We start from the raw sequence: 17,462 nt of genomic DNA, 5'->3' as shown, positions 1-17,462 counted from the left end.
TTCAATGCCCTCCCGTACGGCGACTACGTCGGGACGACAGTCTGTCGATAAACAGATTCACACCGATGGTCAGGGTACCGATGGCCAGCGCCGGAATCACGATGGCCGGGGCGCCCTGGTTGAGGCCGCCGATGTTCTCCCGCACCAGCGAGCCGAGATCGGCATCCGGCGGTTGCACGCCAAGACCGAGGAAGCTCATGCCGCTGAGCAACAATACGATGAAGCCAAAACGCAAGCCCAGGTCAGTCAGCACCGGGTTGAGCATGTTCGGCAGAATTTCCACACAGGCGATGTACAACCTGCGTTCGCCACGGGTACGGGCGACTTGCACGTACTCCAGCGCTTCAATGTTCACCGCCATGCTGCGGGCGATGCGGAAGGCGCCAGGGGTGAAACTCAGCACCGCGGTGCAGACCAGCAAGGTCACCGAAGAGCCGAACGCGGAGACCATGATCAGCGCCAGCATCTTGCTCGGGATCGAGATGAAGGCATCCATCAGGCGACTGATGACTTCGTCCAGCCATTTCGGCGACACCACCGACAACAGCGCGCAACCGGTACCCAGGCCGCTGGCCAATACGGCTGCGATCAACGCTAGGCCAACCGTGAAGCGTGCGCCGACCAGCACGCGGCTCAGCATGTCCCGCCCCAGGTAATCGGTGCCGAATGGGTAAAGGGCGCTGATGCTGTCAAAGACATTGTCAGAGACCACTTCGCCTACCGGGTGTGGCGCCAGCCACGGCCCGAGAAACGCCACCAGCAGCCAGATGACGCACATTGTAGCCCCGATCAGGCCCAGCCACGCTGGGCCATGGGACACCTTGCCCGCCGACAGGTCGGGCGCTGCAGGCGTCGATTTCACAATGAGATTGTTCATTGGTTTCTCAGCCTCGGATTGGACAGAATCGCGCATAGGTCGGCAATCAGCACCAACCCCAGGTACGCCGTGCAAAACAGCATGGTGCAGGCCTGGACCAGCGCCATGTCACGGTTGGTCACGGCATCGACCATCAGGCTAGCGATGCCGGGATAGTTGAAGATCGTTTCGACAATCACCACCCCTCCCAGCAGGTACGACAGGCTCAGGGCGATCGCGTTGGCAATCGGGCCGATGGCGTTGGGCAACGCATGGCGTAGCACAATGCGCATTGGGCTGACACCTTTCAGCCTGGCCATTTCCACGTAAGGGCTGTCTAGTTGGTCGATCACCGCCGCCCTGGTCATGCGCGCCATCTGCGCGACGATGACGCAACACAGGGTCATCACGGGCAGCGCGTAAGTGCGCAGGAATTGCCAGGGCGAGGTGATGTCGCTGGCATAGGACAGCGCCGACAACCAGCCCAGGTTCACCGCGAAAACTAGCACCGCCAGGGTCGCCACCAGAAACTCCGGGACGGCGACCATGGCCAGGGTGAAGAAGCTCAGGAAGCTGTCGATACGCCCGCCGCGGCCCATGGCCGAGCCGATGCCCAGGATCAGCGCCACCGGCACCGAGACCAGCGCCGTGGCGGTAGCCAACATCAGCGTGTTAGGCACGCGGCCAGCCATCAGTTCACCGACCGGCATGGCGTTGGAGACCGACAGCCCCATGTCGCCGCTGAGTAGGTTCATCAACCAGTGCAGGTAACGCACCACACCCGGTTGATCGAGCCCCAGTTTCAGGCGCAATGCCGCCACCTGTTCCGGCGTGGCGAACTGCCCGAGCGACTGCTGCGCCGCGTCTCCGGGAAGGACTGCCGTGATCGCGAAGACGACCATAGACACGATCAACAAAGTCACGATCGCGGCGCCCAGACGCCGGCCGATCAACCACAGTGTGTTGCTATTCATCGCCTACCCTCCTGCACTGTCCCTGACGTACTACCTGACCACCCATCAAGCATCCAGCCAGACCTGTTCGGCGAACATGTAGCCCATGAAACCACCCAGCGGGTTGCTGCCGTAACCCTTGATGCGCTGGTCTACCCCATCGATGTTGCTGATGAACACCGGTACGCCGATACCGCAGTGGTCATGCACCAGCGTCTGCATGTCTGCGTACATCTTGCTGCGCTTGGCATCGTCGGTTTCACCGCGCGCCAGCATCAGCAACTGATCGAACTGCTCGTTCTGCCAGCCGGACTCGTTCCAAGGGGCCTTGGACTGGAAGAACTGCGAGAACATCACGTCGGCATTCGGCCGTGGGTTGATGTTCCCGAAGCTCAACGGGTGCTTCATCCAGTGGTTGGACCAGTAGCCGTCGCTCGGCAACCGGTTGACGTCGAGCTTGAGCCCGGCCTGCTTCGCCGATTGCTGCAAAAGCACGGCGATGTCCACCGATCCGGTGGCGGCTGGCGAAGCGACCAGCGGCATGCTGATGTTTTCCATGCCGGCTTTCTTGAGCAGGAACTTGGCCTTTTCCGGGTCATAGACGGTCTGCGGCAGGTCGGCGTTGTAGTAGCGCGAACCGGGCGCAATCGGATGGTCGTTACCCACTACGGCGAAACCACGGAATACCGCCGACTTGACCTGCTCGCGGTCCAACAGGTGCTTCATAGCCTGGGTAAATTCGGCACTTTTGCCCGGCATCTGGTCCTGACGGATGATCAAGTCAGTGTAGTTGCCCGACGGCGCATCGACGACCCGGTGCTTGGCGCTGGCCTTGATCCGGCTGGTGGAGCGCGGGTTGACCTCGTTAATCATGTGCACGTCGCCGGACAGCAACGCGTTGACCCGCGAAGGCTCGTCGGAAATCGCGATGAACTCGATCTCGTCGAGGTACGGCAGGCCCGGTTTCCAGTAGCCGGTGTTGCGCGCTGCAATCGAACGAACGCCCGGTTTGAACTCCTTGACCTTGAACGGCCCGGTACCGATGCCCTGATTGAAGTCGGTAGTGCCTTCAGGAACGATCAGCAAATGCGATACGGCGAGGATTGACGGCAGCTCGGAGTTCGGTGCACTCAGGCGAATCTGCACTTCGTTGGTACCCGTCGCCTTGATCTCGGCAAACTGCTCCATCAACGGCATGATCTTGGAACCGGTCAGCGGATCCTTGTGGCGCGACAGCGAGAACACCACATCGGCAGCGTTCAGGTTTTTCCCGTTGTGGAAGGTCACGTCCTTGCGCAAGGTGATGGTCCACAGCGTGGCATCGGTGTTGTCGATGCGCTCGGCCAACTCCAATTGGGGTACCAGGTGCGAATCGAAACGGGTCAGACCGTTGTAGAACATGAAGTGGCGCGCGTAGTCGGTCGACAACGCGCCTTTGGCCGGATCGAGGGTGTCGGCGGTTGAGCTGGACATCCCGGCGACGCGAATTCGTCCACCCGGCTTGCCTTTGCCAGCAGGGCTGGCTTCTTCAGCGAAGAGCTTGCCGGCGGCACTGAACAGGCTGCCGGTACCCGCTGCGGCGACACCCGCCACACCGAGCATCTGCAGCGCACTGCGACGCGACATGCCGCGGTTGAGGCCTTCAAACACGCGCAGGCTTTCCTGGCCGGAGATCAGTTTGGGGTCGTTATTGTTGTCAGTCATAACTGTTGTACCTGTCGAAAAAGAGAAGGTTCGAGTGCTCGCGGATGTCCGGAGCGTCCTGGAAACGCAAACGACGGTGACGCCACAACATCAACTCAATGCAAATAGTCCTGGAAGCGGTAATAGGCGCCCACGAACGGCAGGAACCATGGCTTGCCGAAATGTCCGGGGATCGCCGGCCAGTCGAGTTCCCGCCAGGGGTTCGCCTCGACCTTCCCGGCCATCACGTCGGCCATGACCTGGCCCATGTGCACCGACATCTGCACGCCATGGCCGCTGTAGCCCATGGAGTGATAAACACCGCCGTGCTGGCCGGCCCGAGGCAAGCGGTCGGACGTCATGTCCACCAACCCTCCCCAGCAATAATCGATTCTGACGTTGGCCAATTGCGGGAACATCTGCACCATCGCCGCCTGCAGCACTTTGCCGCTCTTGGCATCGTTGACGCTGTCGGACATGGCAAACCGCGCACGACCGCCGAACAGCAGACGGTTGTCCGGCGTCAGACGGAAATAGTTGCCAATCATCCTGCTGGTGACATAGGCACGATGACCGGGCAGCAACTGATCAATCAGCGCTTGAGGCAGCACTTCGGTTGCAATCACGAAACTGCCCACCGGGACGATCCGCCGCCGATACCAACCCAAGCCTCCGTGCTGACAGGCACCGGTGGCCAGCAGCACTTGCCCGGCGTGCAGCGAACCCTTGCTGGTATTGACCTGATAGCCGCCGGCCCGGGCTTTCCAATCCAGCACCGAAGTGCCTTGATGGATCAGCGCGCCGTGACGCACCGCCGCCTCGGCCAGGCCGACGCCGAAACGCCCGACGTGCATCTGCACGCCGTTGCGCTGCAGCAAGCCACCGTGGAACTGCACCGAATTCACTTCAGCGCGGGTCTGCTCGGCGGATAGCAACTCGACATCGGCATCGACTTCACGGCGAATCAATTCGCACGTCCGCGACAGGCCTTCGTAGTGCATCGGCTTGGCGGCCAGCTTCAGCTTGCCGTTGCGGATCAGATCGCAAGCGATGCGCTCCTGCTCCACCAGCGACACCACACTCTGCACCGCGCTTTCGTAGGCCTGGTAATAGGCCCGCGCCTTGTCGGCACCGAGACTGGCGCAGAGGCTGGCGTAGTCCTGAGCCACCCCGGTATTGCATTGCCCGCCGTTGCGTCCCGAGGCCTCGCCGATCACCCGCCCGGCCTCCAGCACCACCACACTGGCTCCCCTCAAGGCCAACGCCCGAGCTGCCGCCAACCCGGTGAAACCACCACCGACGATGGCCACATCGACTTGCCCGGGCAACCCACCGAGTTGTGCGCCGGTGAAGGCCGGTGCGCTGTCTAGCCAGTAGGATTCACTGCCCATGTTCAATCCGCCTATAGCCTTAAAAATGCCAGTAAAAGTACCGTTACAGACCGACCAGTCCAGCCAGGCCACCGATGTCCGGAATCTGGTGGTAGCTGTAGAAGGCATTGCCCGGCACTTCGTGGCCGCGAGCGACGAATGCCTTGTTCTTGATCTTCATGTCGTGGGCCGGCATCAGGTCGTAACGGAAGCTGGAGGACACATGCAAGATGTCTTCCGGGCCGCAGTTGAGGTTGTCGAGCATGTACTCGAACGCTGCCAGACGCGGCTTGTAAGCCTGGGCCTGTTCAGCAGTGAAGACTTTGTGAAATGGCGCACCGAGCTTCTCGACGTTGGACATGATCTGGCTGTTACTGGCGTTGGAGAAAATCACCAGCGGGATCTTGTCGGCGATTTTCGACAGGCCCGCCGGTACATCCGCGTGCGGCCCCCAGGTCGGTACAGCGTCGTAATACAGCTGGCCTTCCTCGCGGTATTCGATCCCCCAGCGTTTGCAGGTCCGCGCCAAAGCGGTCTTGAGGACTTCGTCATACGGCGTCCAGTCGCCCATAACCTGATCCAGGCGATAGGCCGAGAAATCCTTGACGAATTGATCCATTTGCTCCGCAGGAACGCGATCAGCAAACAGCTCGCGCGTCATCGTGCCCATGTGGAAATTGGTCAGCGTACCGTAGCAGTCGAACGTAATGAATTTGGGGCGGAGAAAGCTCATTGAGTGCGTTCCTGAAGTTCGTTGAGGTCATTGGCGCGACAAGCATTTGCCTGGTTTGCGAGGCAGCGATGCAACGCTGCAGCACACCGCCATTACAACACCGTGAAATCAGCAGATGGCGTTAAAAGTGATCTTCGTTCGATACAAATCACCGTTTTAGCCGTTTCCCCCAGCAGACTTTGCGGTGCGCTCCAGCCTTGGGCAAATCCCCTGTTTATGCGCTCTTATGGACCTTTATCAGCCTGCACGGACTAAGGGCAGCGCTTTTAACGGCAGAAACTGCGCCCCACGACAGAATCCGCGTCAGTTCATGCGGTGCTCGCCTGCCTCCCTCTGAATTGAAGCGATTGATGGCACAGTCCACCCCTGAGTCGGCGAGTCTCAAGCTGAGTCTTTTATAGGGCAAAAAAGACCCAAGCATTTGCTGCCGACCTCAGGCGGCAATTAAGTAGTAAGTGTGGTCTTGGGACCTGTGTCTCGCGGAATCTGCCGAATATTCCCTCTCCCCTTGTCAGGCTTTCAAACAGATGGGATACAGGCGTCATTACGCCGGAAAACCCGTCGCTCGCGCACACTCTTTATCGGAGATTCGCCATGTCCGCCTCGCTCCCTTCCTATGTCTACCGCCCGATGACCCCCGCCGACCTGCCTGCGGCCCATGCACTGTCCGTGCAATTGAAATGGCCGCATCGGCTCGACGATTGGGCCATGCTGCAACGGGTCAGCAACGGCTTTGTCGTGCTCGATGGCGAGCGTCTGATCGGTACGGCGTTCGCCTGTCCCCAAGGTGATTTCACCACCATTGGCCTGGTGATCGTCAGCGACGATTACCAAGGCAAGGGCATCGGTCGCAAACTCATGGAGCAAGCTCTTGGTGCCTGCCAGTCAAGCACGGCGATGTTGAACGCAACCCTGGCCGGTGCCCCCCTTTATGCCAGCCAGGGTTTTGTCGAGTTCGGCTGGATTCAGCAGCATCAGGGCCAGGCGCAAGCCCCCGTGCCTGGACCATTGGCAGACGTTGAAGAATGCCGCCCGCTGCACGAAGCAGATCAGGCGCGAGTGCTGGAGCTGGCTAACGCTGGCAGCGGATTGGATCGGCAAGCTGTGCTCACCGATCTATTCACTGTCGTTGAGCGTTCGGTGGGTATTGTGCGTGATGGTCAGTTGCACGCTTTCGCCCTACTGCGCCCGTTCGGTCGTGGTCGTTGCATCGGCCCGGTGATTGCCGAAAACCTCGGACAGGCCCAATACCTGATCGCAACGCTGCTGGGCCAGGTACCGGACGCCTTTGTGCGCATTGATATCCCCGCGGATTGTGGTTTGGCCGATTGGCTGGAAGCGGCCGGGTTGAAAAAGGTCGACACCGTGGCGCAGATGGCCCGCGGTACAGCGCCGCAATCGACCAATGGCGTTCGGCAGTTTGCACTGGTCACTCAAGCCATCGGCTGACCATTGATTTGCCCCGCTTGTCGCTAGCCTACTCCCCTATACACATGGAGCGTCACCTGTATGTCCGAACCTACCATTTTGCTATTGGCTCACGCCGATGGCAGCCGTGTCGTCACGTCTTTCAAACAACAGCCTTTGAACGATGCGGATCCATTCACCGATGGACGTCAGGTCGCCTGGTCAGGGACTGACGGAGTGTCTGCGGGCATCGTCGATGCAGGCAAAATTCTTAACATCGAGGACTTCCCACACACCGAAGTGATCGTGGTTCACACTGGCCACGTGACGTTGAAAACCCAGGAGCAGACGCTGGAACTGGCTGTCGGCGCCAGCGCGGTAATCGGTCGGGGCACAGCCCTGCGGATCGAGGCACAGGCCGGCACGCAGTGGGCGTTTTGCGCCATGACCACCGAAGCACCAAAGCCTGACCTGACCTGGCTCGACCCGCTGGCAACCCTGTCGCCTTCAGCAGCGCCGGAGCAACAGATACTGATCGGTCCAACGCCGCAATGCCGGTCACGTAATGCCTTCGAAGATGCCACAACCGATCTGCGCGTCGGCGTGTGGGACTCGACGCCATACGAACGTCACGGCCGAGCTCACAAACTCAATGAGTTGATGTATTTGATCGAAGGCACCGTGACTTTGCTGGCACCTGACGGATCGAGCGTGACCGTTGGCACCGGGGACAGTGTATTCGTGCCGCAAGGCGCACAGTGTGCATGGAAAAGCACGCGCTATGTACGCAAAGTGTATGCCGTTAAATAGTAAAGGCGACGAAGGTCCATCCAAAATTTGGCCATGGCTTGGCTGTTGAAGGTGTTGCACGAAAAGACGGCAATGCCGAGTTGCAGCGCCATTTTAACAAGGACCTTTTTCCGGCTGAGCTTTGGAACTGCACAACCGCTTCAAGCAAATGACCGCCGATTACGACGCCCTCCCTTCGGGCCAAAAATATGACGGCATTCGATCACTGAAGAAAGGAACTCAACTCGCGCTCTGGATCAGCCTAGACACGCTGTGTCGGATTGGCGAGTTGTTGCAGGCCGAATGGAAAAATGTCGATCTGGACCGGCAGACCTGCTTCCTCTCCAGCGAAAACGTCAAAGGTACCCGCGGCAAGAAACAGGACCACCATGTTTTCCTCTCCCCCTTCGCCCTGCATTTCTTTCAGGAACTCAAGACTCTGACGGGAGACTCCCGGTGGTGCTTTCCGAACAAGCAGGATGATGGGCATGTGGACGTAAAGATGGTGACTATGCCGAAGAGAAGAAAAACGCCTGGAACCTGTTAGGCGATCGACTCAGCGCCGTGCTGCCCTCAACTTACAAGCACATGCCAAACGAGGCTATCCACCGTCATTACGTTGTTTACCCCCATTAAATGTGCCCGGAGCCTCGTCACATACGCTCATCGACAGCCTAATTTCCGGCAACTTAAACAGACGGCGTTAAGGTTTAGCACAACGGCGAAAAGCTCGCGGGCAGGTAGACGATAGAATGCATGGTTCGCAGTTGCGGCCCTGAGTTTTCCGGAGGCCAAACTCCGTCGGCCACTGCGCGCGTACGCACGTCAAGGCGTTGCTCCAAGTTGGTGTAGGGCCAGATGTGCAGGTAGCGAGGTAGGGCGCCCGAGGTGGCGTAAAAAGCCGCATACACCGATGAGTAGTTTGCGCCAGTGCGCGCCGACACGGCTTTGGCCCAGCCATCGAGAGTCGGTTGCAGGCCGGAAGGAATCAGATCGTATTCACGCAATTCGTAGAAAGGCCCGTGGGCGCCGGGAGCCAGGGGTTTGAGGAAGGGAAACAGGCAGTAGTCGTCGGCCTGCATGTCGAGCAGGAACTCGCCGATACCGAAGGCATCGTCAGCCAGCAGATAACGCTCACGTTCGGCCTGGCGCAGTGCTTCACTGGGAAAGCCGCGTAGCAGAACGATGCGATTCTGCGGACCAATCTCCGAGAGCCAGCAGCCCATCAACTCTACGCCATCCAGGCTCTGCGCCAGGGCCGCTTCGATACGTGCCAGGGCGACGGTCGGGGTGCGCACGCGCACGGTGAAGGTGATCAGTTCATACAAGCGCATGGGTACTCCAATCGGTCAGTAGGCCCGCACAACGGCGGGCCGCATGTTGAAGGTCAGCCATTCGGCCGAGAGGTCATCTATGTCAGGGCAGCCCATCAGGTTGAGTGTACGTCGCAGCTCCTCTGCGAGCAGGTCGAGCGCACGAGCCGTGCCGGCCTCTCCCGCGACCGCGACGCCATATAGGCTGGCTCGCCCTAGCAGCACGGCATCGGCCCCCAGAGCCAGGGCCTTGACGATGTCGCTACCTCGGCGGATGCCGCCATCGAGCAGCAGTGTCAGGCGGCCACGGGCCAACGGTGCGATCAGGCGTAGGGCATCGAGTCCGCTCGCCGCGCCGTCCAACTGCCGCCCACCGTGATTGCTGATCACCACACCATCCAACCCGAGGGCAATGGCGCGCTCGGCATCTGCCGGGTGCAACACGCCCTTGAGCAGCAACTGCCCGGCCCACTGGTCACGCACGCAAGCCAGGGCGTCCCAATCGAGGAGCGTATCCATCTGCTCACCGATAAATTGCATCGAGCCCAGAGCCGTGCGTTCGTCTTCAGGCAGGTAAGGGTCGAGGTTCCCCATCGATGGCAAGCCATGGGGCCACATCACCTGACGCAACCAACGTGGGTGGCGCAGCACCTGCAGCTTGTTGCGCAGGCTGAGCTGGCGGGGCCGCACGAAGTTGCGCCGGTCCCACTCGCGATTGCCCAGCACCATCGCATCGCAGGTCAACAATAGGGTACTGACACCGGCCTCCCTAGCGCGTGCCAGGAGGCTAGCCTGAATGCTCGCATCGCGCATGGCGTAGAGCTGGAACCACAAATCGACGCCAGGCACCTGGCGAACGATCGTCTCCAGTGCGGCATTGGCCACAGTACTCAGACAGAAAGGCACGCCTCGCGCGGTCGCGGCTCGCGCCAAGTGAATATCCGCATCACGGTGCAACATGCCGTTGTAGCCAGTGGGACCGATCAGCAGCGGCAATGCAGCCGACTTGCCGAAGAGCGTGCGGGCGGTACCTGGTACATGGCAAGGTACTAACGCGCGCTGCTGCAGGCCGACTTCGACATAGGCCTGGCGATTGCGCTGCAAGGTCAGCTCATCCTCGGCGCCGCCGGCCAGGTACTCCCAGACGAAATGGGGCAGACGCTGGCAGGCCAGCGTTGCCAACTCAGCAATGCTATGGACGCGACTCAAGTCGGTACCGCGGTAATAACGACGCATGTTTCGATCCTCAGCGATACCTACGGTATCGTCCAACGGTAAAAAAGCTCGGGAGAGCGACCCGGGCAAAGGAGCAGGAACTCCATAAAAGAACACTAGGCGCTTGCCTCCTGCATGGCATATGGGCGATTACGGCTGATGCTGAGTAGAGTCAGTGTCGTGATCACGCTGAAGAACACCAGCATCAGCGATACCGGCCAGGCATCGCGGTAAACGGCGAACAGCGCCGTAGCAGCCAGAGGCGCCAGACCGCCGGCAAAGATCGAGGCGATCTCATGCCCCATGGCCAGGCCGGTGTAGCGCACATGGGTGGGGAACAACTCGCCCATAAGCGCCGGCTGGGTGCCTATCATCGCCGCATGGCTAAACGGCAGGCCAAGCAACAAGGCCAGGTACACCAGCAGCGGCTGGTGAGTGTCCATCAGCCAGAAGAACGGAAACGCGAACAGCGCGAGGCTCACCGAGCCGATGGCATACACCGCACGCCGGCCGATACGATCGGACAGCCAGCCCCAAAACAGAATGCTGAAGGCCTCCACGGTCATCGCCAGCATCACCCCGATCAGCACCACCTGAGTCGACAGGCCGGTGAACTTGGCATAGGCCATGGAGAAGGACAGGAAAATGTAGGCACCACCATTCTCCGCCACCCGCAGCCCCATAGCCTGCAGTACCGCCTTGGGATGCTCGCGCAGAACCTGGAGCGCGGGCGGGTGCGCCTGAACCTCATTTTTTGCGACCGCCGCCTCGAACTCGCGACTTTCCGGCAGGCGCCGGCGAATGTAGATGCCGACACCAAAGATCAAGATGCTGAGCAGGAACGGCAGGCGCCAACCCCAACTCATGAAGTCCGGTTCAGGCAGCATCTGTACCAGGTAGAAAGCTACGGCAGAGAGTACGAAGCCGCCCGAAACACCCAGTTGACTCCATGCCGCGTAGAAACCTACTCGTTTGGCTGGGGCGTTCTCGCTGAGCATCAGCACCCCTCCCCCCCACTCACCACCCGAGGCAATGCCCTGAACGATGCGTAGAATCACCAAACAGATCGGTGCCAGATAACCGACCTGCTCGAAGGTCGGCAACAGGCCCATCAGGAAGGTCGCTCCCCCCATCATTGATAGAGTGATCACCAGGGCGTTTTTGCGGCCATGGCGATCCCCAAGATGGCCGAATATCAGCCCCCCCAACGGTCTGGCGACGAAGCCAACGGCAAAGCCGGCAAAAGCACCGAGAGTGCCGATCACCGGGTCGGTGCCGGGCGGGAAGAACAACGGACCGAACACCAGGGCAGCGGCGGTACCGTAGAGAAAGAAGTCGTACCACTCCAGGGCGTTGCCGAACACCGAAGCGACGACGATGCGGCGCAGCGACCTGGGTTGTTCACAGTGAGCATGCATAGAAAACTCCACATCCATGCTGCCCGCATACGGTTTTCGCCATAAGCGGGCAAGGGGGCGACGTCGAGTCTGCTCACGACCTCACAAGCCAGGGCCAGACAAAAGTAGCTTCACCCTATCTGACCGACTCGAAACAGATCGCGGGCAGCCTCTTAGAAAACGTTCCAGGTGTAGGTGACGTAGACGCGGTTCTCGCTGAAGTCATGACCGAAGTCGCGCTGCTGCACCAGATAGTTCTTCCACTCCACGCCTACGCCTTTTAGCAGCCCCTCCTGCACCACATATTTCACGGCGAGGTCGCGCTCATTCTCTGCGCCATCCGGGCGACCGGCCTGGGCGATGTCGCTGCCCTTGATGAAACGGCTACTGAAGGCCAGGCCCGGCAAGCCCAGCCCGGCGAAGTTGTAGCCGTAGCCGAGCCCCCAAGAGCGTTCTTGTGGACGCATGAATGGCTGGTTGGCCCAGTTCAGCAGGTAGAACTGCGGGATGTAGCCGTTGGGCGTCGGGAAAATGCTTTCGCCGAACATGCGCTGATAGACGATGCTCGCCTTGTGTCCCCCCTTAGTCAGAGTGAAGCCGCCGGAGAATGCGCGGTTATCGATCTTACCGTTCAACGCGTCACCGTCTTCCTTGTTGTTGAAGTAACGCGCATCGGTACGCAGACGGAAGTCACCACCTAAGTCGACAGTGTGGGCGAAGCCGACGTAGTGCTGTTTGTAGATGTCATGCATCACGCCATAGAAGTAGCTGGCCTGGAAGTTCTTGGTAACGTTCCAAGTCGCACCGCCGAAGTCCAGGCCTTTGTCGCTATCGAGGTTGTCGGTGGAGCCGTACTTGTAGAACTTTTCGTGGTTGGACGATTCGCGAGTAACCGCTGACCAGAAACGTCCACCAGTGAGGGTAAGACCGTCGATTTCCTTGGACTCGACCACAGCCCCCTGGAAGATCGTGTCAAGCTGACGGCTCGGGTCGTGCCAGGCGACTGGCAATTCTGGTCGCATATCACCGACCTTCAGTTCGGTCCTGGAGTACTTCATCTTTAATGTGGCACCCGCGCGGCCATAGTTATCCGAGGCGCGGCCGCTGCTGGAGTCCATAGGCAAAGAGCCGTCGTCGCCATGGGAATCCAGGCGAATAGCGTACTGGGCATCCACGTCCATACCGAACTGGATCGGCGTATTGGTATAGCCAGACGTAAATTGCAGGTCGAAGCCCTGGGACCAGTTGCCGACCTTGGACTGGACAGCGTCGCTGGTGGTGAAGTCACGGTTCAGATAGAGATTCTTCATGTCCACCTTCAGGTGGCTGTCGTCGACCAGGTCTGCCTGTGCGGCTATCGGTGCAATGCCCCCACCGATAAAGCACAGACTTTTAAACACGCATGCAAGTGATGATTTTTGGAACATGTGACGCTCCTTTTTTTATCCGGCGAGCCGGGTGTTGTGGTGTGAGCAGATCAACAAAAATCGATAACTTGGCAGTCAATTCACGGGGTGCTCTGAACGGCACAGTTATCCGCGAAGCAGGCAACAAGAGCCCTTCCCCGGCACGCAAGCGTCGGGGGTTTTATAGGTTTGGAAGATTTTTAAGTTACGACCAATACAGCATCAGGACAGCGCCTTGGATACGTCACAGAGCTTGTGATATGCCCGGTTGAAGTACACCAATCCCTCTTCAGCACTGCCCTCTTTGATACGCAGAACTTCGCAGTAAAAAATGCTGTGCGAACCCACTTCATGAACTTGAGCGATGCGGCAATCGAAGTTGACCAGGGCCTCCTCCATCACCGGCGAACCACTTTCCAGGGACGTCCAGGCGGTCGAGGAAAATCGCTGATCGGAGCCAAGCTCGCGATTGGCGAATACGCCCGAAATGTCCTTCAGGTCTGCACTCAGTACATTCACGCAAAGCACACCGTTGTGCTTGAAGTGCGCGTTAGAAGAGGACGCGCGGTTCATACACACCAACAGAGTGGGTGGTGAATCGGTAACACTGCACACCGCCGAAGCAGTGAAGCCAAAACGTCCTGCGGGGCCATCGGTGGTGATCACCGAAACGGCGCCTCCGAGTCGGGACATGGCATTGCGGAATCCGCTTACATCGACCATCGCTTTACCTCCTCAGATATCCAGAACCAGCTTTTTCGATTTGGCGCGAGAACAGCAGATCAAGATCTGGTCGTTGGCCTGCTTCTCATCCTCTGTGAGGTACACGTCGCGATGATCCGGCTCGCCTTCAAGCACATCACATAGACAAGTACCGCAGATGCCCTGCTCGCAGGAGATCTCGATCTGGATGCCGACGTCCGCCAGCGCCGCGAGGATCGTCTGCCCCTCGGCGACCTGCACCGTCTTGCCACTGCGCGCGGCGACCACCTCGAAGCTGGCACCGCTGTTGTCCACTTCAATCTGGAAGTATTCACGGTGGATATGGTCATCGGCATAGCCATGCTTCACCGACTCACCGATCACCCAGTCCATGAATCCGGACGGGCCGCAGGTATAGACATGTACGCCGCTCTCGGCCTGGCCGAGCACGCGGTCCATGTCGAGCTTCTGCGCGGGTGCCTCATCGTCGAAATGGGTGTGAACGCGCTCGGCGAAAGCGGCGCTCTGCAACTCGTCGAGAAAAGCACTGCGGCTGCGCGAGCGGCCACAGTAATGCAGTTCAAAATCCTCGCCTTTGGCATGCAGCGCATAGGCCATGGCGATCATCGGGGTGATGCCGATGCCGCCACCGATAAGGATTGAGCGGCGCGCCTCGCTTGCCAGAGGAAACAGGTTGCGCGGCGCACTGATCTGCACCTCTGCCCCTTCTAGCAACGTGTCGTACACACTCGTGGAACCGCCGCGCGAGGCGGGGTCCCTGAGCACGCCGAGGCGGTATACAGCGCTGTCCGCCGGGTCGCTGCACAGCGAGTACTGGCGCACCAGGCCGGGGGCGATGTGGATATCCACATGGGCACCGGCTTCAAAGGCCGGCAGCTTGGCGCCACCCACCGGAATCAGGTCAAGAACGACGACACCGTCGCCCTGGAGCTGGCGCTTGCGCACCTGCACCGTCAAGAGCTCTTCAATCATCTCGGGCTCACCCGCATTGGACGTCAAGGTAAGAACGCGGCCGCTGGTTCGGCCGTCGCATTATGTTTTCGTTGAAACTCAGCGCATGAACAAACCACCATTCACGTCCCAGGTTGCCCCGGTAGTGAAATAGGCTTCCGGCCGTGCCAGTTGCACGATCAGGTCGCCGAGAAAATCCGCATTCCCCAGGCGCCCCACCGGAATATTGGCGAGCATTCCTCCCATGCGCTCCGGCGATACCACTGCATGCACCATGGGCGAGTCGATCGGCCCTGGCGCAACGGCATTGACCGTCACACCGCTTGCGGCCAACTCTTTGGCGAAAATCTTGGTCAGGGTGACGATGGCACCTTTCGATGCGGCGTAGTGCGCGCCGGTAGCGGTGCCACCGTTCTGCCCAGCCAGCGAAGCCATGTTGACGATGCGCCCGTAGCCGACCGCCGCCATGTGCGTGCCAAATACCTGGCAGCCGACAAAGATGCTTCTGGTGTTGAGGCTCATAACGCTGTCGAACTCTTCCGGGCTGATCTGCATGACCGGCGTGGTCATGGTCATTGCCGCATTGTTTACCAGTACCTGTAGAGCACCGAAGCGTTCCAGAGTAACGGCCAGTGCGGCCTCGAAATCGGCCTTGTTGGTAACGTCCAGTTTGAGCGCCAACACCCGCTCACCACTGGCATCCAGTGCCTCGGCAGCCGCCTGGGCGCGTTCCAGGGAAAGGTCGCTGATAACCACTGTGTAGCCAGCGGCGAACAGCCGGGCGGCAATGGCGTAGCCCAATCCTTGGGCTGCACCAGTGACCAGTGCGATCTGCTTCATAGCCGAACCCTCAAAGGATGTAGCCGATACCCGCGAGGGTATCGTCGGAATTGATCAGCCGGATCAGCTTGCGCTGGATCTTGAAGCTCTCGCCGCTGCGTTGCAGTTCGTACACCGTGTCCGAGCTGTAGTGCTTGAGCACGTCCTTGCGGAACTCGCGCAGGTTTTGCGCACAGCGCACAGTGACAAACTCGCCGTCATTGAACAGGACGCGAAAACGCGAAATGGTGCGTACAGTACGCGGTCGCGGAGTCGTCGAGATCGACTCACCGCCGATCAGCCGCTGCACCCGCAGCTCACGCATGTGCGCGTCGTCATAGGCGTAGTTCAGGCTGTTCTCGAAATCCTCCTCGCACGGGTCGATGGGGATGATGTAAGTGCCCTTCTGCGCCCACAGCGCCAACCAGGCGTCGTATTCGCTGTGATCGAGCATGTCGCCTTCCTGCCAGATAAAGGCGGTGACTTCCTGAAGCAATTGCAGATTCATTTTCGCGTTCTCCGTCGGTCTGGTCGGTCAGGCCGACATCATTTTTTTCCACTGCTGGTACGCTGCGCGCATACCTGTTTCGGCTGACACGTCGCTGATCCGTCCGTCTTCGCTCGGCTTCTCGCCTGGCAGGCCACGGTTGAGCATGATCCATAGATCTTCGCCAGCATTGGCCCCCTTCTGCACACGCTCCCAGGCTTCGGAATCGTCCGGCGTACCGAAGCCCATCGGACCTTGGAAGTGCTCATGCAGACGCAAGCGGTAGCGGTTGGCGGCTGCCGGGCCACCATCCATGGTGATCACCGAGTGATGGATCTCCGTTTCGTTGACCGAGATCGGCTGCAGCACCCGGAAGAACGCCATAGAGCAGGCAACGTTGGGAAACAGATTGAGGTTGAAGCCCGAACCACCGACCGCACGGACGATGCGGCGGACCTGAAGGTCCTCAATACCTTCGTCACGCAACTCCTGGGCCAGGCTTTCAAAGCGGGTCGGAATCGGTGCATCAAGGTTGGCTTCCAGGTCGATCAGGTCAGGGATCATGACCATCACGCTGTGGCCGTTGCCGAGGTCTTCGACATAGCCTGAGCCATCAACGAAATCGAGCATGTCCATGGTCTGCTGATCCACCGAGTGCAGGAACGACTTGTGAACCAGCGGAAAGTGGTAGGCGTCCGTGGTGTTTTCCAGTTGGATCTTCCAGTTGCCCGGGAAGCGGAAGCGGTGTTCGCCCGGCACCTTGATGCCATAGCCAGCACCCTGTTTCATGAACAGATCCATCCATTTTTTAGCTGGACCGAGGAAGTCCACCAGCGGCTCGATGTCGTCCTTGAAGGTGGCAAAGACCATCCCGGCGTAGCTCTCTGTACGCAGGCTGACCAGTGGCAGTTCGCTCTTGTCCAGGCAATCGCCGTAGCTGTCAGGGTGCGGAATGCCGCGCAGAGAGCCGTCCAGGGCGTAGCCCCAACCGTGATAGGGGCAGACGAAGCTGTTGGTCTTGCCCTTCTTGTGCTCGCAAACAGTGGCACCACGGTGGCGGCAGCGGTTGAGCAGGACATGGATCTGCTTCTTGCGATCACGCACGGCGATCACCGGCTGCTTGCCGATATAAGTACTCTTGTAGCTACCAGAGTCAGGGATTTCGCTCTCGTGAGCGACCCATACCCAGGTGCTGTAGAAGATTTTTTCCATCTCGGCATCGAACAGCTTCGCGTCGGTGTACAGCGAGGTGTGTACGCGGTCCGCCTGCACCCGTTCGGCGGGATCACATTCGAGGTTCACGACATCGATCATGTTATTCACAGTTGGCTCCTGGTCGGTTTGTTTGGCCGACTTTAAA

The 17,462-nt window shown here is 59.6% G+C and carries 16 protein-coding genes and 1 pseudogene; 3 read left to right on the top strand and 14 right to left on the bottom strand.

Annotated elements, in window-relative coordinates:
- Position 1: 1 nt before the first annotated feature.
- The 5 genes from PverR02_RS09995 to PverR02_RS09975 all read right to left on the bottom strand — a co-directional run bounded on the left by PverR02_RS09995 (position 2) and on the right by PverR02_RS09975 (position 5,595).
- On the bottom strand, positions 2-877 hold the full coding sequence (locus PverR02_RS09995) for an ABC transporter permease (protein ID WP_079443230.1): 876 nt from the start codon (positions 875-877) through the stop codon (positions 2-4).
- Positions 874-1,830: an ABC transporter permease gene (locus PverR02_RS09990; RefSeq protein ID WP_079443229.1), complete on the bottom strand. Its 957-nt coding sequence runs from the start codon at positions 1,828-1,830 to the stop codon at positions 874-876. The genes PverR02_RS09995 and PverR02_RS09990 overlap by 4 nt, the downstream gene beginning before the upstream one ends.
- Before the next feature lie 45 nt (positions 1,831-1,875).
- On the bottom strand, positions 1,876-3,513 hold the full coding sequence (locus PverR02_RS09985) for an ABC transporter substrate-binding protein (protein ID WP_079443228.1): 1,638 nt from the start codon (positions 3,511-3,513) through the stop codon (positions 1,876-1,878).
- Between the two features lie 95 nt (positions 3,514-3,608).
- Positions 3,609-4,883 carry an NAD(P)/FAD-dependent oxidoreductase gene (locus tag PverR02_RS09980; protein WP_079443227.1) on the bottom strand — a complete coding sequence of 425 codons (1,275 nt, stop codon included), beginning with the start codon at positions 4,881-4,883 and terminating at the stop codon, positions 3,609-3,611.
- A gap of 43 nt (positions 4,884-4,926) precedes the next feature.
- Complete coding sequence (locus tag PverR02_RS09975) at positions 4,927-5,595, bottom strand: haloacid dehalogenase type II (RefSeq protein ID WP_079443226.1); 669 nt, start codon at positions 5,593-5,595, stop codon at positions 4,927-4,929.
- Positions 5,596-6,189: 594 nt separating this feature from the next.
- Between PverR02_RS09975 and PverR02_RS09965 the strand changes: the two genes are divergently transcribed.
- From PverR02_RS09965 to PverR02_RS09955, 3 genes and pseudogenes are all read left to right on the top strand, one after another.
- Positions 6,190-7,044: a GNAT family N-acetyltransferase gene (locus tag PverR02_RS09965; RefSeq protein ID WP_079443225.1), complete on the top strand. Its 855-nt coding sequence runs from the start codon at positions 6,190-6,192 to the stop codon at positions 7,042-7,044.
- 60 nt (positions 7,045-7,104) lie between these two features.
- On the top strand, positions 7,105-7,812 hold the full coding sequence (locus tag PverR02_RS09960) for a cupin domain-containing protein (protein WP_079443224.1): 708 nt from the start codon (positions 7,105-7,107) through the stop codon (positions 7,810-7,812).
- 15 nt (positions 7,813-7,827) lie between these two features.
- Positions 7,828-8,427 (top strand): annotated as a pseudogene (locus PverR02_RS09955) (tyrosine-type recombinase/integrase); the annotation flags it as partial.
- Between the two features lie 74 nt (positions 8,428-8,501).
- Here the strand turns inward: PverR02_RS09955 and PverR02_RS09950 are convergent.
- The 9 genes from PverR02_RS09950 to PverR02_RS09910 all read right to left on the bottom strand — a co-directional run bounded on the left by PverR02_RS09950 (position 8,502) and on the right by PverR02_RS09910 (position 17,416).
- Positions 8,502-9,125: an NIPSNAP family protein gene (locus PverR02_RS09950; RefSeq protein ID WP_046491074.1), complete on the bottom strand. Its 624-nt coding sequence runs from the start codon at positions 9,123-9,125 to the stop codon at positions 8,502-8,504.
- A gap of 15 nt (positions 9,126-9,140) precedes the next feature.
- Positions 9,141-10,340 (bottom strand): alpha-hydroxy acid oxidase, encoded by a 1,200-nt coding sequence (locus PverR02_RS09945; protein WP_017846875.1) that lies wholly within the window; start codon positions 10,338-10,340, stop codon positions 9,141-9,143.
- 95 nt (positions 10,341-10,435) lie between these two features.
- Positions 10,436-11,737, bottom strand: a complete 1,302-nt coding sequence (locus tag PverR02_RS09940) for an MFS transporter (RefSeq protein ID WP_052743417.1) — start codon at positions 11,735-11,737, stop codon at positions 10,436-10,438.
- A gap of 152 nt (positions 11,738-11,889) precedes the next feature.
- On the bottom strand, positions 11,890-13,143 hold the full coding sequence (locus PverR02_RS09935) for an OprD family outer membrane porin (RefSeq protein ID WP_079443223.1): 1,254 nt from the start codon (positions 13,141-13,143) through the stop codon (positions 11,890-11,892).
- A 201-nt stretch (positions 13,144-13,344) separates the two neighbouring features.
- On the bottom strand, positions 13,345-13,845 hold the full coding sequence (locus PverR02_RS09930; protein ID WP_026140007.1) for a flavin reductase: 501 nt from the start codon (positions 13,843-13,845) through the stop codon (positions 13,345-13,347).
- A gap of 12 nt (positions 13,846-13,857) precedes the next feature.
- Complete coding sequence (locus PverR02_RS09925) at positions 13,858-14,817, bottom strand: PDR/VanB family oxidoreductase (RefSeq protein WP_079443222.1); 960 nt, start codon at positions 14,815-14,817, stop codon at positions 13,858-13,860.
- 78 nt (positions 14,818-14,895) lie between these two features.
- Positions 14,896-15,636, bottom strand: coding sequence for an SDR family NAD(P)-dependent oxidoreductase (locus PverR02_RS09920; protein WP_017846870.1), 741 nt, complete (start codon positions 15,634-15,636; stop codon positions 14,896-14,898).
- A 10-nt stretch (positions 15,637-15,646) separates the two neighbouring features.
- Positions 15,647-16,123, bottom strand: coding sequence for an aromatic-ring-hydroxylating dioxygenase subunit beta (locus tag PverR02_RS09915; protein WP_017846869.1), 477 nt, complete (start codon positions 16,121-16,123; stop codon positions 15,647-15,649).
- Between the two features lie 27 nt (positions 16,124-16,150).
- Positions 16,151-17,416, bottom strand: a complete 1,266-nt coding sequence (locus PverR02_RS09910; RefSeq protein ID WP_226926277.1) for an aromatic ring-hydroxylating oxygenase subunit alpha — start codon at positions 17,414-17,416, stop codon at positions 16,151-16,153.
- Between the last annotated feature and the right edge of the window lie 46 nt (positions 17,417-17,462).

The organism is Pseudomonas veronii (genome assembly GCF_002028325.1).
Taxonomy (GTDB): Bacteria; Pseudomonadota; Gammaproteobacteria; order Pseudomonadales; family Pseudomonadaceae; genus Aquipseudomonas; species Aquipseudomonas veronii.
This window is presented reverse-complemented; position numbering and strand designations above follow the sequence as displayed.